The 20,655-nt window shown below is 69.5% G+C and carries 20 protein-coding genes; 19 read left to right on the plus strand and 1 reads right to left on the minus strand.

Annotation, left to right across the window (positions count from 1 at the left end; translation table 11 throughout):
• Positions 1-178 precede the first annotated feature (178 nt).
• The 19 genes from ACFW48_RS21130 (at position 179) to ACFW48_RS21220 (ending at position 18,767) form a co-directional block, all read left to right on the plus strand.
• On the plus strand, positions 179-1,963 hold the full coding sequence (locus ACFW48_RS21130; protein ID WP_386316725.1) for a trypsin-like serine protease: 1,785 nt from the start codon (positions 179-181) through the stop codon (positions 1,961-1,963).
• 343 nt (positions 1,964-2,306) lie between these two features.
• Complete coding sequence (locus ACFW48_RS21135) at positions 2,307-3,455, plus strand: LCP family protein (RefSeq protein ID WP_386316727.1); 1,149 nt, start codon at positions 2,307-2,309, stop codon at positions 3,453-3,455.
• A 124-nt stretch (positions 3,456-3,579) separates the two neighbouring features.
• Entirely contained in the window at positions 3,580-3,804 is a 225-nt protein-coding gene (gene rpmE / locus ACFW48_RS21140) for a 50S ribosomal protein L31 (protein WP_003973638.1), read from the plus strand.
• A gap of 108 nt (positions 3,805-3,912) precedes the next feature.
• Positions 3,913-4,989, plus strand: a complete 1,077-nt coding sequence (gene prfA, locus ACFW48_RS21145) for a peptide chain release factor 1 (protein ID WP_386316729.1) — start codon at positions 3,913-3,915, stop codon at positions 4,987-4,989.
• 102 nt (positions 4,990-5,091) lie between these two features.
• Entirely contained in the window at positions 5,092-5,931 is an 840-nt protein-coding gene (gene prmC / locus ACFW48_RS21150; protein ID WP_386316731.1) for a peptide chain release factor N(5)-glutamine methyltransferase, read from the plus strand.
• A gap of 49 nt (positions 5,932-5,980) precedes the next feature.
• Positions 5,981-6,628 carry an L-threonylcarbamoyladenylate synthase gene (locus ACFW48_RS21155; RefSeq protein WP_386316733.1) on the plus strand — a complete coding sequence of 216 codons (648 nt, stop codon included), beginning with the start codon at positions 5,981-5,983 and terminating at the stop codon, positions 6,626-6,628.
• Positions 6,625-7,305, plus strand: coding sequence for a protein-tyrosine-phosphatase (locus ACFW48_RS21160; protein ID WP_210960457.1), 681 nt, complete (start codon positions 6,625-6,627; stop codon positions 7,303-7,305). Before ACFW48_RS21155 ends, ACFW48_RS21160 begins: the two co-directional genes overlap by 4 nt.
• Positions 7,306-7,386: 81 nt before the next feature.
• Entirely contained in the window at positions 7,387-8,643 is a 1,257-nt protein-coding gene (glyA, locus tag ACFW48_RS21165) for a serine hydroxymethyltransferase (RefSeq protein ID WP_386316735.1), read from the plus strand.
• Between the two features lie 130 nt (positions 8,644-8,773).
• On the plus strand, positions 8,774-10,072 hold the full coding sequence (locus ACFW48_RS21170) for an MraY family glycosyltransferase (protein ID WP_386316737.1): 1,299 nt from the start codon (positions 8,774-8,776) through the stop codon (positions 10,070-10,072).
• A gap of 290 nt (positions 10,073-10,362) precedes the next feature.
• Positions 10,363-10,797 carry a hypothetical protein gene (locus ACFW48_RS21175; protein WP_386316739.1) on the plus strand — a complete coding sequence of 145 codons (435 nt, stop codon included), beginning with the start codon at positions 10,363-10,365 and terminating at the stop codon, positions 10,795-10,797.
• A 210-nt stretch (positions 10,798-11,007) separates the two neighbouring features.
• Positions 11,008-11,847 carry a F0F1 ATP synthase subunit A gene (gene atpB, locus ACFW48_RS21180; RefSeq protein WP_375914501.1) on the plus strand — a complete coding sequence of 280 codons (840 nt, stop codon included), beginning with the start codon at positions 11,008-11,010 and terminating at the stop codon, positions 11,845-11,847.
• A 75-nt stretch (positions 11,848-11,922) separates the two neighbouring features.
• Positions 11,923-12,147: an ATP synthase F0 subunit C gene (gene atpE, locus ACFW48_RS21185; RefSeq protein ID WP_030545783.1), complete on the plus strand. Its 225-nt coding sequence runs from the start codon at positions 11,923-11,925 to the stop codon at positions 12,145-12,147.
• Between the two features lie 42 nt (positions 12,148-12,189).
• Positions 12,190-12,750 carry a F0F1 ATP synthase subunit B gene (locus ACFW48_RS21190; protein ID WP_375914505.1) on the plus strand — a complete coding sequence of 187 codons (561 nt, stop codon included), beginning with the start codon at positions 12,190-12,192 and terminating at the stop codon, positions 12,748-12,750.
• The gene (locus tag ACFW48_RS21195) at positions 12,747-13,562 is read left to right on the plus strand and encodes a F0F1 ATP synthase subunit delta (RefSeq protein WP_386316742.1); all 816 of its coding nucleotides are present in this window, start codon (positions 12,747-12,749) and stop codon (positions 13,560-13,562) included. The genes ACFW48_RS21190 and ACFW48_RS21195 overlap by 4 nt, the downstream gene beginning before the upstream one ends.
• Positions 13,563-13,721: 159 nt before the next feature.
• The gene (gene atpA / locus ACFW48_RS21200; RefSeq protein WP_310871213.1) at positions 13,722-15,311 is read left to right on the plus strand and encodes a F0F1 ATP synthase subunit alpha; all 1,590 of its coding nucleotides are present in this window, start codon (positions 13,722-13,724) and stop codon (positions 15,309-15,311) included.
• A 21-nt stretch (positions 15,312-15,332) separates the two neighbouring features.
• Positions 15,333-16,250, plus strand: a complete 918-nt coding sequence (locus ACFW48_RS21205) for a F0F1 ATP synthase subunit gamma (RefSeq protein ID WP_386316744.1) — start codon at positions 15,333-15,335, stop codon at positions 16,248-16,250.
• Positions 16,250-17,686 (plus strand): F0F1 ATP synthase subunit beta, encoded by a 1,437-nt coding sequence (gene atpD / locus ACFW48_RS21210; protein ID WP_345629843.1) that lies wholly within the window; start codon positions 16,250-16,252, stop codon positions 17,684-17,686. Before ACFW48_RS21205 ends, atpD begins: the two co-directional genes overlap by 1 nt.
• A gap of 130 nt (positions 17,687-17,816) precedes the next feature.
• Complete coding sequence (locus ACFW48_RS21215; protein ID WP_064729863.1) at positions 17,817-18,191, plus strand: F0F1 ATP synthase subunit epsilon; 375 nt, start codon at positions 17,817-17,819, stop codon at positions 18,189-18,191.
• Positions 18,192-18,320: 129 nt separating this feature from the next.
• Positions 18,321-18,767, plus strand: a complete 447-nt coding sequence (locus ACFW48_RS21220; RefSeq protein ID WP_386316747.1) for a DUF2550 domain-containing protein — start codon at positions 18,321-18,323, stop codon at positions 18,765-18,767.
• Between the two features lie 18 nt (positions 18,768-18,785).
• Here the strand turns inward: ACFW48_RS21220 and ACFW48_RS21225 are convergent, their stop codons facing one another.
• Entirely contained in the window at positions 18,786-20,612 is a 1,827-nt protein-coding gene (locus ACFW48_RS21225) for a glycosyl hydrolase family 18 protein (RefSeq protein WP_386316749.1), read from the minus strand.
• Positions 20,613-20,655: the final 43 nt, after the last annotated feature.

Below are 20,655 nucleotides of genomic sequence, written 5' to 3' on the forward strand. Positions count from 1 at the left end.
GAAGTCCCGCCCCGTCACACAGGTGACGGGGCGGGACTTCTGCCTTGTAGGATCAGCGCACTGCAGTGGGGGGGAACGTGTTTTCGGATACGCCCACGGGCGATTCGTGCTGCCTTCACGGGCCTGCGCCTGCCGGGCTCTTCTCTCCTGCGAGCATCCACATCGACAGGAGACCTGAGTGACATCTACTCCTCGAAGAGCCCGCCTGGCTCTTCCCGCGGCCACCGCCGCGCTCGCCCTGTCGGGCGCGGTCCTCGCGGCCGCCCCCGCCCAGGCGTCGGGCACGACCCCGGTCCCGCCCCAGCCGACGGTCACCGAGCAGCCGGCCGCCTCCCAGGCGGAGCTGCTGCGGCGCGTCGAGGGCTCCGGGGCCGCGCTCAAGGGCGACACCGTCACCGCTCCCGGGCAGCCGAAGCCCACGCCGAGCGCCGAGGCCCCGTCCACCACCGTCGACCCGAAGATCATCGGCGGCAAGGACGCGACCATCTCGGAGGCGCCGTGGATGGTGCAGCTGCACTACTACGACGACAAGGGCACCGCGGGCACCGCCGACGACGAGGGCTACTTCTGCGGCGGCACCCTGGTGGCCCCGGCGAAGGTCCTGACCGCCGCGCACTGCGTGTACGGCCTGGACTGGTCGGCGAACGGGGCAGTCCTCGCCGGCACGGCCAAGCTGCCCGAGGGCGACGACCTGCACGGCGGCCGGGTCGCCGGCGTGTGGCGCCAGTGGGTCAACCCCACGTACCGGCCGAGCACCATCGCGGGCGGTGACCTCGCGGTGCTGACCCTGACCGACGCGCTGCCGTACAAGACGCTCCAGCCGACGTCGAGCAGCGACACCGCCTCCTACGCCAACGGCACCCCGGCGACGGTGTACGGCTGGGGGCGCACCAGCTCCACCAGCGACGACATCTCGCCGACGTTGAAGAAGGCGACCGTGCCGATGCGGTCGGACGCCGCCTGCACCTCGTACTGGGGCTCCGACTTCGTGGCAGGCCAGATGGCCTGCGCCGGCAACCCGGCCTCCGGTCAGGACGCCGGCACCGTTTCCCCGTGCAACGGCGACTCCGGCGGCCCGCTCGTGGTCAACGGCCGGATCGCCGGTGTCGTGTCCTGGGGCGTCACGGACTGCGTCGCGTCGGGTGCCTACGGCGTCTACGCCAAGACCCGTACCTACGCCGGCGAGGTCAACGCCCGCGTCGACGACACCGACCTCGACTTCGACGGCCTGGCGGACCTCTTCGTCCGCACGCCCGGCGGCAAGGCCTACGAGTACTACTCGCTCGGCAACCGGTGGCCCTACCTGGGCGACCGCGTCGAGCTGGGCGACTGGAGCGGGCTGAGCCTGGTCCGCCAGGCCGACCTGAACCGCGACTTCCGCCAGGACTACCTGTACCGCACCCCGGACGGTGTGCTGTACACCTTCGCGTTCAACGGCTCCGACCGCTACGAGTCGATCCGTGTCGGCGGCGGCTGGAACGTGATGAAGGACATCCGCGTCCCGGGCGACCTGTCCGGTGACGCCCTGCCCGACCTGGTCGCCAAGGACAAGTACGGCGTCCTGTGGCTCTACCCCGGCAAGGGCAACGGGCTGTTCGGCACCCGCGTCCGGATCGGCGGCGGCTGGGCCAAGTACACGATCACCGGCAAGGGCGACTACAACCGCGACGGCAAGTCCGACCTGCTGGCGCGGGACGGCTCCGGCGTTCTGTGGCTGTACCCGGGCACCGGCAAGGCCTCCCCGGCGCTCGGCACCCGGAGCAGGGTCGGCGGCGGCTGGTCCGTGTACAACGCCTTCGCCACCGCCGGTGACGTCACCGGCGACGGCAGGCCCGACCTGCTGGCCCGGGACACCTCCGGGGTGCTGTGGCTGTACAAGGGCACCGGTGGCACCGGTTCGGCGACGTTCAAGACCCGCAGCAGGGTCGGCGGCGGCTGGGGGGCGTTCAACCTCTTCGGCTGATCCCGCCGGGACCGCCCGAAGCCGTGCCAGGGGCCGCCTCCGTTCAGGGGGCGGCCCCGCACGTTGCGATCTCCACCACACGAGCCGGTGCCGCCACCGTCCGCGGGTACCCGGAGGAGCGCCCGCGGATCCCCAGGTCAGCGCCGCGAGTGTGCCCACGCCGAGTACGGTCCGTAACCATTTCCCCACCCGGCCGCCACAGACCGTTGTGCAACCCTGTCCCGAGTTCCGCCGTCTCAGCTACGGAGGGACGATGGTGAGGTACCGGCGGACACCCGCCGGAGCCGACCGACCCGACCCTGAGCGCAGGGGGTAACCGACCGGACGAACACCCGAGGAGCACATGTCCGCCGAGAGCACGCCGGATCCCGCGATACCCGGCCCCGGGGAGTCCCGCACCGCCGACTCCCGCCGCCGGGGCAAGGGCCGCCGCCGCAGGCCCCGCGCCAAGCGGCGCAAGGCACTGCTCGTCGCGGCCTGGAGCGCCGCGGGCGTCCTCGTCCTGGGCGGCACCGGAGCCGGGGTCCTGTTCTTCAAGCTCAACGGCAACCTCACGAGCATCGACATCGACCAGGCCCTCGGCACCGACCGGCCGGAGAAGGCCGACAACGGCTCCGAGAACATCCTCGTCCTGGGCTCGGACACCCGCTCCGGCGGCAACAAGAAGCTCGGCGGCGGCGCCGACGACGGCACCGCACGCTCCGACACGGCGATGGTCGTGCACGTCCACAAGGGCCACACGAAGGCCAGCGTGGTCTCCATCCCGCGCGACACCCTCATCGACCGCCCCGAGTGCACCGACACCGACGGCGGCGAGCACCCCGCCGCCGACGACGTCATGTTCAACTCCGCCTACTCCACCGGCGGCGCCGCCTGCGCCGTGAAGACCGTCGAGTCGATCAGCGGCCTGCGCATGGACCACTACCTGGAGGTCGACTTCAGCGGCTTCCAGAAGCTCATCGACGACCTCGGCGGCGTCGACGTCACCACCACCGAGGCGATCAAGGACCCCGACAGCCACCTCGACCTGCCGGCCGGCACCCACACGCTCGACGGCGAGCAGGCCCTCGGCCTGGTCCGCACCCGGCACGGCGTCGGCGACGGCTCCGACCTCGGCCGCATCCAGCTCCAGCAGGCCTTCGTCAAGGCCCTGGCCGACCAGGTCAAGGACATCGGCCTGCTCGGCAACCCCAAGAAGCTGTACGACGTCGCCGACACCGCCACCAAGACCGTCACCACCGACTCCGACCTGGGTTCGGTGAACTCCCTGATGTCCTTCGCGAGCGGCCTCAAGGGCATCAGCCCGGCCAACATGAACATGGTCACCATGCCGGTCGTGTACGACCCGGCGGACCCGAACCGGGTGCTGCTGGAGGAGGCCAAGGCGGATCAGGTCTGGAAGGCTCTGAAGAACGACAAGCCGATCCCGCGGAGCGCCACCGAGGGAACGGCGACCGGCGGGGCCAAGGGTGTCGTGAACGCCGCGGAATAGATGACGGCGGCCCCCGGTTTGGGGAGTAGACCCCAGTCCTGGCAGACTGGTACGTCGGCTCCGGTTCACGCTCCCGCATCCCGCGGCAGCGACCCGGCGCCCTCCCGGAACAGTAGGAGACACCTTGAAGCGCGACATCCACCCCGAGTACGTCGAGACGCAGGTCAGCTGCACCTGTGGCGCGTCGTTCACCACCCGCAGCACCATCGAGTCCGGCACCATCCGGGCCGAGGTCTGCTCCGAGTGCCACCCGTTCTACACGGGCAAGCAGAAGATCCTCGACACCGGTGGCCGCGTGGCCCGCTTCGAGGCCCGCTTCGGCAAGGCTTCCGCCGGCTCCAAGAAGTAGCGAGCCCCCAACCGCCGGTCCACGGCCGCATCCCCTCCCCGGGGAGCGCCGGGACCGGCGTTTTTGGTCGCCCGCCTTCCCCTTCCCAAGCAGTAGCAGGAGCCCAAGATGTTCGAGGCCGTCGAGGAACTCGTCGCCGAGCACGCCGACCTGGAGAAGAAGCTCGCCGACCCGTCGGTCCACTCCGACCAGGCCAACGCGCGCAAGCTGAACAAGCGTTACGCCGAGCTCACCCCGATCGTCGCCACGTACCGCTCCTGGAAGCAGACGGGCGACGACATGGAGACCGCGCGCGAGCTGGCCGCCGACGACCCGGACTTCGCCGCCGAGGTCAAGGAACTGGACAAGCAGCGCGACGAGCTCACCGAGAAGCTCCGCCTCCTGCTCGTCCCGCGCGACCCCAGCGACGACAAGGACGTCATCCTGGAGGTCAAGGCGGGCGCGGGCGGCGACGAGTCGGCGCTCTTCGCCGGGGACCTGCTGCGCATGTACCTGCGCTACGCCGAGCGGGTCGGCTGGAAAACCGAGATCATCGACTCCACCGAGTCCGAGCTGGGCGGCTACAAGGACGTCCAGGTCGCCGTGAAGACCAAGGGCGGCCAGGGCGCCACCGAGCCCGGCCAGGGCGTCTGGGCGCGGCTGAAGTACGAGGGCGGGGTGCACCGCGTGCAGCGGGTGCCCGCGACCGAGTCCCAGGGCCGTATCCACACCTCCGCGGCGGGCGTGCTCGTCACGCCCGAGGCCGAGGAGATCGACGTCGAGATCAACCCCAACGACCTGCGCATCGACGTCTACCGGTCCTCCGGCCCCGGCGGCCAGTCCGTCAACACCACCGACTCCGCGGTGCGCATCACGCACATTCCCACCGGAGTCGTCGCCTCCTGCCAGAACGAGAAGAGCCAGCTGCAGAACAAGGAGCAGGCGATGCGTATCCTGCGCTCCAGGCTGCTCGCGGCGGCACAGGAGGAGGCGGAGAAGGAGGCCGCGGACGCCCGGCGCAGCCAGGTCCGCACCGTCGACCGCTCCGAGAAGATCCGTACGTACAACTACCCGGAGAACCGCATCTCGGACCACCGCGTCGGCTTCAAGGCGTACAACCTGGACCAGGTCCTGGACGGCGACCTCGACCCGGTGATCCAGGCCTGCGTCGACGCCGACTCGGCGGCCAAGCTCGCCGCCGCCTAGGCCTCGTAGCCGCACCCGTACGCCCATACCGGACGAACAGCTCAGCCCCGGAGGACCAGCGTGGCGCAACCTCACGGGGGGCGACCCCCGAACCCCCGCAGTGTGCTGCTCGCGGAGGTGGCCCAGGCCACCCAGCGGCTGGCCGACGCCGGCGTGCCCTCGCCGCGCACCGACGCGGAGGAACTCGCCGCGTATCTGCACGGCGTCAAGCGGGGCGAGCTGCACACCGTGCCGGACGCGGACTTCGACGCCCGGTACTGGGAGGTCGTCGCCCGCCGTGAGGCGCGCGAGCCGCTCCAGCACATCACCGGCCGCGCCTACTTCCGCTACCTGGAGCTCCAGGTCGGCCCCGGTGTCTTCGTGCCCCGCCCCGAGACCGAGTCGGTCGTCGGCTGGGCCATAGACGCCGTGCGCGCCATGGACGTCGTCGAGCCCTGCATCGTCGACCTGTGCACCGGCTCGGGCGCCATCGCGCTCGCGCTCGCCCAGGAGGTGCCGCGCTCGCGCGTGTACGCCGTGGAGCTGTCCGAGGACGCCCTCAAGTGGACGCGCAAGAACATGGAGGGGTCCAGGGTCGAGCTGCGCCAGGGCGACGCCCTGACCGCGTTCCCGGACCTCGACGGCCAGGTCGACCTGGTCGTCTCCAACCCGCCGTACATCCCGCTCACCGAGTGGGAGTACGTCGCTCCCGAGGCCCGCGACCACGATCCCCAGCTGGCCCTGTTCTCCGGCGAGGACGGCCTCGACCTGATCCGCGGCCTGGAACGCACCGCGCACCGCCTGCTGCGCCCCGGCGGCGTGGTCGTCGTCGAGCACGCCGACACCCAGGGCGGCCAGGTGCCGTGGATCTTCACCGAGGAGCGGGGCTGGGCCGACGCGGCCGACCACCCCGACCTCAACAACCGCCCCCGCTTCGCGACGGCCCGCAAGGCGCTGCCGTGAGCACCGCCCTGACTTCAACCCCGCAGTACGTGTACGAGGAGGCCCGCTAATGGCACGGCGATACGACACCAACGACGCGACCGACCGTGTGACCGGTCTGCGCGAGGCCGCGTCCGCCGTCCGCCGTGGCGAGCTCGTGGTGCTGCCGACGGACACCGTGTACGGCATCGGCGCCGACGCGTTCACCGGGGAGGCCGTCGCCGACCTGCTGGACGCCAAGGGCCGGGGCCGCAACATGCCCACGCCCGTCCTCATCGGCTCGCCGAACACCCTGCACGGCCTGGTCACCGACTTCTCCGAGCTGGCCTGGGAGCTGGTCGACGCCTTCTGGCCGGGCGCGCTGACGCTGGTCGCCAAGCACCAGCCGTCCCTCCAGTGGGACCTCGGCGACACCCGCGGCACGGTCGCCGTCCGCATGCCGCTGCACCCCGTCGCCATCGAGCTGCTCACCGAGGTCGGCCCCATGGCCGTCTCCTCCGCCAACCTCACCGGCCACCCGGCGCCGGAGGACTGCGACGCCGCCCAGCAGATGCTCGGCGACTCCGTCTCCGTCTATCTCGACGGCGGCCCCACCCCCGGCAACGTCCCGTCGTCCATCGTCGACGTGACCCGCGAGGTGCCCCTGCTGCTGCGCGCGGGCGCGTTGTCGGCCGAGGAGCTGCGCAAGGTGGTACCCGACCTCGAGGTGGCGAATTGACGGCCCCTGGGACGGGGCGTGGCATAGGCAACGGGGAACGCGCCGCGGAGATCACCACGACGTTCGTCGGCCTTCCGCGCGACAGCTTCCGCATCCTCCACGTCAGCACCGGCAACGTCTGCCGCTCGCCCATCACCGAGCGGCTGACCCGGCATTTCGTGACGGAGCGGCTCGGCGTGCTGGGCGGCGGCCTCATCGTGGAGAGCGCGGGCACCTGGGGCCACGAGGGCGCGCCCATGGAGACCAACGCGGAGACGGTCCTCGCGGACTTCGGCGCGGACGCGGCCGGCTTCACCGGGCGTGAGCTGCTGGACGAGCACGTGATCCGCGCGGACCTGGTGCTGACGGCGACGCGTGACCACCGCGCCCAGGTCATCTCCATGGGGCACTCGGCGGGGCTGCGCACCTTCACCCTCAAGGAGTTCACCCGCCTGGTGAACGCCATCGACCCGGCCACGCTGCCCTCCCTGGACGAGGGCGTGGTCGCGCGTGCGCGTGCCCTGGTGCGGGCCGCGGCGGCTCTACGCGGGTGGCTGCTGGCGCCGACGGCGGAGGCGGACGAGGTGTACGACCCGTACGGGGCGCCGCTGCCCTTCTTCCGGTCGATCGGGGACGAGATACACCAGGCGCTGGATCCCGTGGTGACGGCGCTCACGGGGGTACCCACGAGGACGTGAAGGGCGCGACGGCCGAGCGCACCGACGGTGCCGGGCCTACATTGGTCGTACGTCACCGTCGACGCACGCCCGGAGCGCATCATGTCGGTCACCCACGACATCCTTGAGGCCGATGACAGCACGCTCGGGGTCCTGCTGCGCCAGGACCCCCAGCTGGGCGAGATCCTGCTCGCCGAACGCCGCCGGCAGTCGACGACCCTCCAGCTGATCGCCGCCGAGAACTTCACGTCCCCCGCTGTGCTGGCCGCCCTCGGCTCCCCGCTGGCCAACAAGTACGCCGAGGGCTACCCGGGCGCCCGGCACCACGGGGGCTGCGAGATCGTCGACATGGCCGAGCGGCTCGCCGTGGAGCGGGCCCAGGACCTGTTCGGCGCCGAGCACGCCAACGTGCAGTCCCACTCCGGCTCCTCCGCCGTGCTGGCCGCCTACGCCGCGCTGCTGCGCCCCGGCGACACCGTCCTCGCGCTGGGCCTGCCGTACGGCGGCCACCTCACGCACGGCTCGCCCGCGAACTTCTCCGGCCGCTGGTTCGACTTCGTCGGCTACGGAGTGGACGCGGAGACCGGCCTGATCGACTACGACCAGGTGCGCACCCTGGCCCGCACCCACCGCCCCAAGGCGATCGTGTGCGGCTCGATCGCCTACCCCCGCAACCTCGACTACGCGACCTTCCGCGACATCGCCGACGAGGTCGGCGCCTACCTCGTCGCGGACGCCGCCCATCCGATCGGTCTGGCCGCCGGGGGAGCGGCGCCCAGCCCGGTGCCGTACGCCGACGTCGTGTGCGCCACCACGCACAAGGTGTTGCGCGGGCCGCGCGGCGGCATGATCCTGTGCGGGAGCGAACTGGCCGAGCGGGTCGACCGGGCCGTGTTCCCGTTCACCCAGGGCGGCGCGCAGATGCACACCATCGCCGCCAAGGCGGTCGCGTTCGGCGAGGCGGCAACCCCGGCCTTCGCCGCGTACGCCCATCAGGTGATCGCCAACGCCCGCACCCTCGCGGCCCACCTGGCCGCGGAGGGACTGGTCGTCACCACCGGCGGCACCGACACCCACCTGATCACCGCCGACCCCGCCCCGCTGGGCGTCGACGGGAGGACCGCGCGGGGCCGGCTCGCGGCGGCCGGGATCGTCCTGGACTGCTGTGCGCTGCCGCACGGCGACGCCCGCGGGCTGCGCCTGGGCACGGCGGCCCTCACCACGCAGGGCATGGGGGAGCGGGAGATGCGGGCGGTGGCCACCCTGCTCGCCGAGGTGCTCCGGGGTGGCACGGACGCCGCCGCGGCGCGGGACGACGTACGGGATCTGGTCACGGAATTTCCGCCGTATCCGGACTGAGGCGGGGTAGGCGCACACGCGAGCACAGCCACACGTGCAACCATCGTCGCTACCCGGAAGTCCCCGACCATATGCGCGCATCGCTAGGCTGTGGGGCTGGGAATGGCCAGCGAGACCTGTGGGGAAGCCCGTGCGTGAATACCTGCTGACGCTCTGCGTCACGGCCGCGGTGACGTATCTGCTGACAGGGCCGGTACGTAAGTTCGCGATCGTGGCGGGAGCGATGCCGGAGATCCGGGCACGTGACGTGCACCGGGAGCCCACTCCGCGCCTCGGCGGGATCGCGATGTTCTTCGGACTGTGCGCGGGCCTGCTGGTCGCCGACCACCTCACCAACCTCAGCGAGGTCTTCGAGAAGTCCAACGAGCCGCGGGCCCTGCTCTCCGGAGCCGCCCTGATCTGGCTGATCGGCGTCCTGGACGACAAGTTCGAGATCGACGCCCTGATCAAGCTGGGCGGGCAGATGATCGCCGCCGGCGTGATGGTGGTGCAGGGTCTGACGATCCTGTGGATCCCCGTCCCGGGCGTCGGCAACGTGGCGCTCACCCAGTGGCAGGGCACCCTGCTGACGGTGGCGCTGGTCGTCATCACCATCAACGCGGTCAACTTCGTGGACGGCCTCGACGGTCTCGCGGCCGGCATGGTCTGCATCGCGGCGGCGGCGTTCTTCATGTACGCCTACCGGATCTGGTACTCGTACGGCATCGAGGCGGCGGCGCCCGCCTCGCTGTTCGCGGCCATCCTGATGGGCATGTGCCTGGGCTTCCTGCCGCACAACATGCACCCCGCCCGGATCTTCATGGGCGACTCGGGGTCGATGCTGATCGGCCTGGTGCTGGCGGCGGGCGCGATCTCGGTGACGGGGCAGGTGGACCCGGACGCGATGCGGCTGTTCTCCGGGTCCGAGCGCAACACCGTGCACCAGATGGTGCCCGTCTACATCCCGCTGCTGATGCCACTGACCATCATCGCCATCCCGGCCGCCGACCTGATCCTGGCGATCGTCCGGCGCACCTGGCGCGGCCAGTCGCCGTTCGCCGCGGACCGGGGGCACCTGCACCACCGGCTGCTGGAGATCGGCCACTCGCACAGCCGCGCGGTGCTGATCATGTACTTCTTCTCGGCGCTGATCGCCTTCGGAGCGCTCGCCTACTCCGTGAACGCCGCGTCCATGTGGATCGTGCTGAGCGTCGTCTTCCTCAGCGCGATCGGCCTTGTCCTTCTCCTGCTGCCGCGCTTCACGCCCCGCGCCCCGCGCTGGGCCGAGCGCTTCGTGCCGCCCCGCTACCGCCGCCGCGGGACCACGGCGGCCGCCGAGTCCGAGCCCGCCGTGGTCGCGGACGAGACGGACGAGCGCGTCCCGGTCGCCGCGGGTGTCTCGGGCGTCAACGGGGCTACCGCCGTCGGCCCCCGTTCGCGCGCAAGGTAAGAATCTGACTAGAGCATTGCCAACTCGTGGGGGAGCGAAGTACCCCATTACCAGACAAGTGGGTGCAGTAATTGCTCAGGCGCGCACTGTCACTCTCATGTGTGACAGTAAGCACACCCATAGGTAAAGACCTCATCAAATAGTTTGTGATACGGTTCACGAGAACCCCCGGGTAGAGCCTTAAGGACCGTAGTGCGACGGTCTCTTGGGCGTGAGGACACCGTTCGGCCCGGGATTACGCTCGTCCATGACGACACCTGCCCCCTGTGTGTGAAAGCGGAGTTGCCGCCATGCCGTCCAATGACGTCCGGATCCTGCTTCAGGCTGCCGTGCCCACGGCTGCCGTCGGCGCTGTAGCCGCCGTCGTCAGCGCCGTGGTCGCCGGCGGCAAGGGGGCGGTCGGAGCCGTCGTCGCGACGGCGGTGGCCATGCTCTTCATGGGGATCGGTCTCTACGTCCTGCAGCGCACCGCCAAATCGCTTCCGCACCTTTTCCAGGCGATGGGCCTGATGCTCTACGCGGCACAGATCCTGCTGCTGTTCGTCTTCCTCGCCGCGTTCAAGAACACGACGCTGTTCAACCCCCGGTCCTTCGCGATCACTTTGGTCGCCGTCACGCTCGCGTGGATCGCCGCGCAGACGCGCGCCCACATGAAGGCCAAGATTCTCTACGTCGAACCCGACTCGTCGAGCGAAAAGCCCGAAAAGACGGGCCACTCGTCGTGAGGGGTAGGGCCGGGATAAAGAGGCATGTGAAGTCCTGCTATCGTCCGGTGCCAACTGCGGCATCGCGGGCGCGGGCATCCCAGCTGACGCCTGTTGAATCGCGAGGCGAGATGCCCCACAGCCGCCCCCACACCCGTAACACCAGTCCCGTGCCGAACTGCGGCCCCGCGCCGCGCCGACACAACGAGGTTGCCGTACCCATGCGCCACGATGAAGGAGCCCGCGGTGAGTGCTGACCCGACGCAGGTGCTCGCCTTCGAGACCGACTGCCACATTTTCGACGGATGTGGCTTCCCGGCTCCCGGCCTGCACTCGTTCCTCTTCGAGCCGCTCTGGGGCAACGCAGACGGCAACGGCATGTACTTCAACAAGCCGATGCTCCTGGCCCTGCTCGGCTCGATCATCATCGTGGGCTTCTTCTGGGCCGCGTTCGGCAAGCCGAAGGTTGTCCCGGGCAAGCTCCAGATGGTCGCCGAGGCCGGCTACGACTTCATCCGTCGTGGCGTCGTCTACGAGACCATCGGCAAGAAGGAAGGAGAGAAGTACGTTCCGCTGATCGTCACTCTCTTCTTCTTCGTCTGGATGATGAACCTCTGGTCGATCATCCCGGTCGCCCAGTTCCCGGTGACCTCGATCATCGCCTACCCGATGGTCCTGGCCCTGATCGTCTACGTCCTGTGGGTGTCGCTCACCTTCAAGCGCCACGGATTCGTCGGCTTCTTCAAGAACGTCACCGGCTACGACAAGTCGCTCGGCGCGGTGCTGCCGCTGTCGATGACCATCGAGTTCTTCTCGAACCTGCTGGTCCGCCCCTTCACGCACGCCGTCCGGCTCTTCGCGAACATGTTCGCGGGCCACACGCTGCTGCTCCTCTTCACGATCGCCAGCTGGTACCTGCTGAATGGCATCGGCATCGCCTACGCGGGCGTCTCGTTCGTGATGACGATCATCATGACGGCCTTCGAGCTCTTCATCCAGGCCGTGCAGGCGTACGTGTTCGTGCTGCTGACCTGCACCTACATCCAGGGCGCGCTCGCCGAGCACCACTGAGCCCGTCCCGCCTCGTACCCCCCAGCCGTCCGGTGGCCAACCCCCACCGGTCCGTAAAGAAAAGGAAGAACTGGCATGTCCCAGACCCTTGCTGCCGTCGAAGGTTCGCTCAGCTCCGTCGGTTACGGCCTGGCCGCCATTGGCCCCGGCGTCGGCGTCGGCATCATCTTCGGTAACGGCACCCAGGCCCTCGCCCGTCAGCCCGAGGCTGCCGGCCTCATCCGCGCCAACCAGATCCTGGGCTTCGCCTTCTGTGAGGCGCTCGCCCTGATCGGTCTCGTCATGCCGTTCGTCTACTAAGACGAGCACTGACGACCGACCCTTTCGACGAAAGGCACTGATGTGAACTCCGCCCTGGTTTTCCTGGCGGCTGAGGGTGAGAAGGAGAATCCCCTCATTCCGCCGTGGCCGGAAGTTGTCATCGGCCTCATCGCTTTCGTCATCGTCTTCGGCTTCCTCGCCAAGAAGCTGCTCCCGAACATCAACAAGGTTCTGGAAGAGCGTCGCGAGGCCATCGAGGGCGGTATCGAGAAGGCCGAGGCCGCGCAGACCGAGGCCCAGAGCGTCCTTGAGCAGTACAAGGCCCAGCTCGCCGAGGCCCGGCACGAGGCCGCGCGCCTGCGCCAGGAGGCGCAGGAGCAGGGCGCCACGCTCATCGCCGAGATGCGCGCGGAAGGCCAGCGGCAGCGTGAGGAGATCATCGCCGCCGGTCACGCCCAGATCCAGGCCGACCGCAAGGCCGCCGCGTCCGCGCTGCGCCAGGACGTCGGACAGCTGGCCACTCAGCTGGCCGGCAAGCTCGTCGGCGAGTCCCTCGAGGACCACGCCCGGCAGAGCCGCGTCATCGACCGCTTCCTGGACGAGCTGGACGACAAGGCGACGAAGGCAGAGGCAACCCGATGAACGGAGCGAGCCGCGAGGCCCTGGCTGCCGCACGTGAGCGTCTCGACGCGCTGACGGACTCCACGTCCGTGAACGCCGGCTCGCTCGCCGACGAGCTGGCCGCCGTCACCGCGCTGCTCCACCGCGAGGTGTCGCTGCGTCGGGTCCTCACCGACCCGGCGCAGGCCGGCGAGGCCAAGGCCGAGCTCGCCCAGCGCCTCCTCGGCACCCAGGTCAGCGGTCCCACCGCCGACCTGGTGACCGGCATGGTGCGCTCCCGCTGGTCGCAGTCGCGCGACCTGGTGGACGCGCTGGAGGAGCTGGCGGACACCGCCGACCTCACCGCCGCGCAGAAGGCGGGCCGGCTCGACAACGTCGAGGACGAGCTGTTCCGGTTCGGCCGGATCGTCGCCTCGAACACCGAGCTGCGCGCCGCGCTGACCAACCGCTCGGCCACCACCTCGGCCAAGGGCGAGCTGCTGCGCAGCCTGCTCGGCGGCCGGGCGGACGTGACCACCGAGCGTCTGGTGACGCGCCTTGTCACCGTGCCGCGGGGACGTAGCCTGGAGTCGGGACTCGAATCCCTGTCCAAGCTCGCCGCCGACCGGCGGGACCGGATGGTCGCCGTCGTCACCTCGGCGGTGCCGCTGAGCGACACGCAGAAGCAGCGCCTCGGCGCGGCCCTCGCGAAGGTCTACGGCCGCCCGATGCACCTCAACCTCGACGTGGACCCCGAGGTCCTCGGCGGGATGCGGGTGCAGGTCGGTGACGAGGTCATCAACGGCTCCATCGCGGACCGCCTGGAGGACGCCGGCCGCCGGATGGCGAGCTGACACCTTCGCGCCACAACAGCACAGCAAGCAGCAGTACGTACTTACGACGGCCCTGGTTGGGCCGTGCAGAGGATTCACCTCTTTTTGGGGGGAGTCCCCGACTCGTGGAATACCCCCCAAGTGAAACTTCGGGCCCAACAAGGAGAGCAGGGAACTCAGATGGCGGAGCTCACGATCCGGCCGGAGGAGATCCGGGACGCGCTGGAGAACTTCGTCCAGTCGTACAAGCCGGACGCGGCCTCGCGCGAGGAGGTCGGTACGGTCACCCTTGCCGGCGACGGCATCGCGAAGGTCGAGGGTCTTCCCTCGGCCATGGCCAACGAACTGCTGAAGTTCGAGGACGGCACCCTCGGCCTCGCCCTCAACCTCGAGGAGCGCGAGATCGGTTGCGTCGTCCTCGGTGAGTTCAGCGGTATCGAGGAGGGCCAGCCGGTCACCCGCACCGGCGAGGTCCTGTCGGTCGCCGTGGGCGAGGGCTACCTCGGCCGCGTGGTCGACCCCCTCGGCAACCCGATCGACGGCCTCGGCGAGATCGAGACCGAGGGCCGCCGCGCCCTCGAGCTGCAGGCCCCCACCGTCATGCAGCGCAAGTCGGTGCACGAGCCGATGGAGACGGGCTACAAGGCCGTCGACGCCATGACCCCGATCGGCCGTGGTCAGCGTCAGCTGGTCATCGGCGACCGCCAGACCGGCAAGACCGCGCTGGCCGTCGACACGATCATCAACCAGCGTGACAACTGGCGCACCGGCGACCCGAGCAAGCAGGTCCGCTGCATCTACGTCGCCATCGGCCAGAAGGGCTCGACGATCGCGTCGGTCCGCGGCGCGCTGGAGGAGAACGGCGCGCTGGAGTACACGACCATCGTGGCCGCCCCGGCGTCCGACCCGGCCGGCTTCAAGTACCTGGCGCCGTACACCGGCTCGGCCATCGGCCAGCAGTGGATGTACGAGGGCAAGCACGTCCTGATCATCTTCGACGACCTGTCGAAGCAGGCCGACGCCTACCGCGCCGTGTCGCTGCTGCTGCGCCGCCCGCCGGGCCGCGAGGCCTACCCCGGTGACGTCTTCTACCTGCACTCCCGTCTGCTGGAGCGCTGCGCGAAGCTCTCCGACGCCGAGGGCGCCGGTTCGATGACGGGTCTGCCGATCGTCGAGACCAAGGCCAACGACGTGTCGGCGTTCATCCCGACCAACGTCATCTCCATCACCGACGGCCAGTGCTTCCTGGAGTCCGACCTGTTCAACGCCGGTCAGCGTCCGGCCCTGAACGTCGGTATCTCGGTCTCCCGCGTCGGTGGATCCGCCCAGCACAAGGCCCTGCGGCAGGTCTCCGGCCGACTGCGCGTGGACCTCGCCCAGTTCCGTGAGATGGAGGCGTTCGCCGCCTTCGGTTCCGACCTGGACGCCGCGTCGAAGGCGCAGTTGGAGCGCGGTCAGCGCATGGTCGAGCTGCTGAAGCAGGACCAGTACCAGCCGATGTCCACCGAGGACCAGGTCGTCTCCGTCTGGGCCGGCACCACCGGCAAGATGGACGAGGTGCCGGTCGCCGACATCCGCCGCTTCGAGAAGGAGCTCCTCGAGTACCTGCACCGCCAGGAGCAGGGCCTCATGACCTCCATCCGCGAGGGCGCCAAGATGTCCGACGACACCCTGCAGGCCATCGCCGAGGCGATCGCGGCATTCAAGAAGCAGTTCGAGACCTCGGACGGCAGGCTGCTCGGCGAGGACGCCCCGTCCGCCGCCAAGTGACGTAAGGAAGGGACCTGACTCATGGGAGCCCAGCTCCGGGTCTACAAGCGTCGCATCCGATCCGTCACCGCGACCAAGAAGATCACCAAGGCGATGGAGATGATCGCCGCCTCGCGCGTCGTCAAGGCGCAGCGCAAGGTGGCGGCCTCCACGCCGTACGCGCAGGAACTGACCCGCGCGGTCACGGCGGTCGGTACCGGTTCGAACACCAAGCACCCGCTGACCACGGAGGCGGACAACCCGACCCGCGCCGCGGTCCTGCTCCTCACGAGCGACCGCGGTCTGGCCGGCGCCTTCAACTCCAACGCCATCAAGGCGGCGGAGCAGCTGACCGAGCGCCTCGAGCGCGAGGGCAGGCAGGTCGACACGTACATCGTCGGCCGGCGCGGCGTCGCCCACTACAACTTCCGTGACCGCAAGGTCGCGGAGTCGTTCACGGGCTTCACCGACGAGCCCTCGTACGCGGACGCCAAGAAGGTCGCGGCGCCGCTGATCGAGGCCATCGAGAAGGAGACGGCGGACGGCGGCGTGGACGAGCTCCACATCGTCTACACCGAGTTCGTCTCGATGATGACGCAGACGGCGGTCGATTCCCGGCTGCTGCCGCTGAGCCTCGACGAGGTCGCGAAGGAGTCGACGACGAAGGACGAGATCCTTCCGCTGTACGACTTCGAGCCGTCGGCGGAGGACGTCCTCGACGCCCTGCTGCCGCGCTACGTCGAGAGCCGCGTCTACAACGCGCTGCTGCAGTCGGCCGCTTCCAAGCACGCCGCCACGCGGCGCGCGATGAAGTCGGCCACCGACAACGCGGGCGAGCTGATCAACACGCTCTCCCGTCTTGCCAACGCGGCCCGCCAGGCCGAAATCACCCAGGAAATCAGCGAGATCGTCGGTGGCGCCAGTGCCCTGGCCGACGCGAACGCGGGGAGTGACAACTAATGACCACCACTGTTGAGACCGCGACGGCCACGGGCCGCGTCGCCCGGGTCATCGGCCCGGTCGTCGACGTGGAGTTCCCCGTCGACGCGATGCCGGAGATCTACAACGCCCTCCACGTCGAGGTCGCCGACCCGGCGCAGGCGGGCGAGCTGAAGAAGCTGACCCTGGAGGTCGCCCAGCACCTGGGTGACGGCCTGGTCCGCACCATCTCCATGCAGCCCACCGACGGCCTGGTCCGCCAGGCCGCGGTGACCGACACGGGCTCCGCCATCTCGGTGCCCGTCGGCGACTTCACCAAGGGCAAGGTGTTCAACACCCTCGGTGAGGTGCTGAACGTCGACGAGCAGTACACCGGTGAGCGCTGGCCGATCCACCGCAAGGCGCCGAACTTCGACGAGCTCGAGTCGAAGACCGAGATGTTCGAGACCGGCGTCAAGGTCATCGACCTGCTGACCCCGTACGTCAAGGGCGGCAAGATCGGTCTGTTCGGCGGCGCCGGCGTCGGCAAGACGGTGCTCATCCAGGAGATGATCTACCGCGTCGCCAACAACCACGACGGTGTCTCCGTGTTCGCCGGTGTCGGTGAGCGCACCCGTGAGGGCAACGACCTCATCGACGAGATGAGCGAGTCCGGCGTCATCGACAAGACCGCGCTGGTCTTCGGTCAGATGGACGAGCCGCCGGGCACCCGTCTGCGCGTCGCGCTGGCCGGCCTGACCATGGCCGAGTACTTCCGTGACGTCCAGAAGCAGGACGTGCTGTTCTTCATCGACAACATCTTCCGCTTCACCCAGGCGGGCTCCGAGGTGTCGACCCTGCTCGGCCGCATGCCCTCCGCGGTGGGCTACCAGCCGAACCTGGCCGACGAGATGGGTCTCCTCCAGGAGCGCATCACCTCGACCCGTGGTCACTCGATCACCTCGATGCAGGCGATCTACGTCCCCGCGGACGACCTGACCGACCCGGCCCCGGCCACCACCTTCGCCCACCTCGACGCGACGACGGTGCTCTCCCGTCCGATCTCCGAGAAGGGCATCTACCCGGCCGTGGACCCGCTGGACTCCACGTCCCGCATCCTCGACCCGCGGTACATCGCGGCGGACCACTACCAGGCCGCGATGCGCGTGAAGAGCATCCTGCAGAAGTACAAGGACCTGCAGGACATCATCGCGATCCTCGGTATCGACGAGCTCGGCGAGGAGGACAAGCTCGTCGTCCACCGTGCCCGTCGCGTGGAGCGCTTCCTGTCCCAGAACACCCACGTCGCCAAGCAGTTCACCGGCGTGGACGGTTCGGACGTGCCGCTGGACGAGTCGATCGCCGCGTTCAACTCGATCTGCGACGGTGAGTACGACCACTTCCCGGAGCAGGCGTTCTTCATGTGCGGTGGCATCGAGGACCTGAAGAAGAACGCGAAGGAGCTCGGCGTCTCCTGAGCCTCGTGCTCATCGTGAGCCCCAGGGCTCACACCGGAGGGGGCGGGTACGTCCCGTCCCCTCCGTCACGCCTATTAGACTTGTAACCAACACCCGGCTCTCCGGCCGGGTGGTGACCCGAGGAGCCACCTTGGCTGCTGATCTGCACGTCGCGCTGGTCGCGGCCGACCGAGAGGTCTGGTCCGGCGAGGCCACCCTGGTCGTCGCGCGCACCACGTCCGGCGACATCGGCGTCATGCCCGGTCACCAGCCGCTGCTCGGTGTGCTGGAGTCGGGCCCGGTGACCATTCGTACGAGTGACGGTGGGACGGTCGTCGCCGCGGTGCACGGCGGTTTCATTTCGTTCGCGGACAACAAGCTGTCGCTGCTGGCCGAGATCGCCGAGCTGTCGGACGAGATCGACGTCCAGCGCGCGGAGCGGGAGCTCGAGCGCGCGAAGGCGGAGGGTGACGCCCACGCCGAGCGTCGCGCGGACGTCCGACTGCGCGCGGCGGCGGGGCGCTGATCCACGGCGCTGTGCTATGACGTCACTCAGCCGCGGCTGGGACCGGAGCCATCCGGACCCGGCCGCGGCTGAGGCAGATCCGGGTGTTTTTTCCGTTCCGTTACCTAGGAGACGAGGAGGTCGGTGTCGATGGTCCTCGCTCTGACTGTGTGCGGAATTGTCGTCGCCCTGGTGGTGATCGGGCTCTTCGTCTTCGGTCTGCGCCGCCGGCTGATCCAGCGATCGGGCGGCACCTTCGACTGCTCCCTGCGCTGGGACGCCCCCAAGGAGGGCGACGGAGCCGGCAAGGGCTGGTCCTACGGAGTGGCCCGCTACAACGGCGACCGGGTCGAGTGGTACCGCGTCTTCTCGTACTCCCCCCGCCCGCGCCGCGTCCTGGAACGCTCCGCGATCGAGGTGGCCGGCCGCCGCGTCCCCGACGGCGAGGAGGAGCTGGCGCTGCTCTCCGACGCCATCGTCCTGGCCTGTCTCCATCGGGGCACGCGGCTCGAACTGGCGATGAGCGAAGACGCGCTGACCGGATTTCTCGCGTGGCTTGAGGCAGCCCCGCCCGGTCAGCGCGTCAATGTCGCTTAGCGTTCCTACGAGCTGTTCCTACTTGAGACCGCTGTCGATGGCGCTCACCAGCTCGCCGTTCGCGGTGTCGCCGCTGAACTCCCAGAAGAAGGCGCCGCCCAGCTTCTGCTGCTCGGCCCAGTCCATCTTGGACTTGACGGTGGCCGGGGTGTCGTAGGACCACCAGTTGCTGCCGCAGTGCGCGTACGCGGTGCCGGCGACGGTGCCGGTCGCCGGGCAGCTGTTCTTGAGGACCTTGTAGTCCTCGATGCCCGCCTCGTACGTGCCGGCCGCCGGGCCGGTCGCCGTGCCGCCGGGCGCGGACTGGGTGACGCCGGTCCAGCCGCGGCCGTAGAAGCCGATGCCGAGCAGCAGCTTGTCGGCCGGGACGCCCGCCGCCTTGAACTTGGCGATCGCCTCGGCGGAGTTGAAGCCCTGCTGCGGGATGCCGTCGTACGAGGTCAGCGGCGAGTGCGGAGCGGTCGGGCCGTTCTTCGCCCAGGCGCCGAAGAAGTCGTACGTCATCACGTTGTACCAGTCGATGTACTGAGCGGCGGCGCCGTAGTCGGCGGCCTCGATCTTGCCGCCGTCGGAGGCGTCGGCGGTGACGGCCGCGGTGACCAGGTCGTTGCCGAACTCGGCGCGCATGGCCTTCATCATGGTGCTGAAGGCGTTCGGTGCGCTGGTCGTGTCGCAGCTGAGTCCGCAGGCGTTCGGGTACTCCCAGTCCAGGTCGATGCCGTCGAAGACGTCGGCCCAGCGCGGGTCCTCGACCAGGTCGTGGCAGGACTTCGCGAAGGCGGCCGGGTTCTTCACCGCGTCGGGGAAGCCGCCGGACCAGGTCCAGCCGCCGAAGGAGAACAGCACCTTGATGTGCGGGTACTGGGCCTTCAGCTTGCGCAGCTGGTTGAAGTTGCCGCGCAGCGGCTGGTCCCAGGTGTCGGCGACGCCGTCGACGGACTGGTCGGCGGTGTACGCCTTGTCGTAGTCGGCGTAGGCGTCACCGATGGTGCACTTGCCGCCCTGGACGTTGCCGAAGGCGTAGTTGATGTGCGTGATCTTCTCGGCGGAGCCGGAGGTGACCAGGTTCTTCACGTGGTAGTTGCGTCCGTAGACGCCCCAGTTGGTGAAGTAGCCGAGCTTGACCTCTTCGCCCGGCTGCGGGTCGGGGCCGCCGCCGCCACCGGTGGTGGTGACCTTCACCGCGCCGCTGACCGGGCCGGTCTGGTCGGCGGTGTCACGGGCCTGGACGGTGTAGGAGTAGTCGGTGCCGGCGGTCAGGCCGGTGTTGGTGTAAGTGGTGCCGGTGACCGTGGCGACCTTGGCACCGTCGCGCAGGACGTCGTAGTTCTTGATGCCCTTGTCGTCGGTCGCCGCGGACCAGGACAGCTTCACCGAGGTGTCGGTGATGCCCGAGGCGGTGGGTGTCCCGGGCGCCGAGGGTGCCTTGTCGCCGGGGACGGAGGTGCCGTCGCAGCTGCCGCCGTTGAGCTTGCAGTTGGACGGGGAGCCGGGGCCGCTGCCGTTGAAGCCGAAGGAGACCGACGCCCCGGGGGCGAGGGTGCCGTTCCAGCCGACGTTCTTGGCGGTCCAGTGGTCACCGGAGTTGGTGACCGTGGCGTCCCAGGCGGAGGTGACCTTGGTGCCGGAGGGGAAGTCCCACTCGACGTTCCAGGAGTTGATGGTCGTGGTGCCGGTGTTCTTCACGGTCCACTTGCCGCCGAAGCCGGTGCCCCAGTCCGAGGTCTTGGCGAAGGTGGCCGTCGCGCTGGTGGCCGCCTGGGCGGGACTCGCGAGGCCGACCATTCCGGCGAGGGGAAGCGCCAGGGTCGCGACGAGCGCCGCGGCTTTGTGTCTGAAGCGCATGCTGCGCCTCCTTATGTGGGGTTGTGTCGTGGGCATGACTGAG

The sequence above is a fragment of the Streptomyces sp. NPDC058812 genome, from assembly GCF_042744565.1.
In the GTDB taxonomy this organism is placed as follows: domain Bacteria; phylum Actinomycetota; class Actinomycetes; order Streptomycetales; family Streptomycetaceae; genus Streptomyces; species Streptomyces thinghirensis.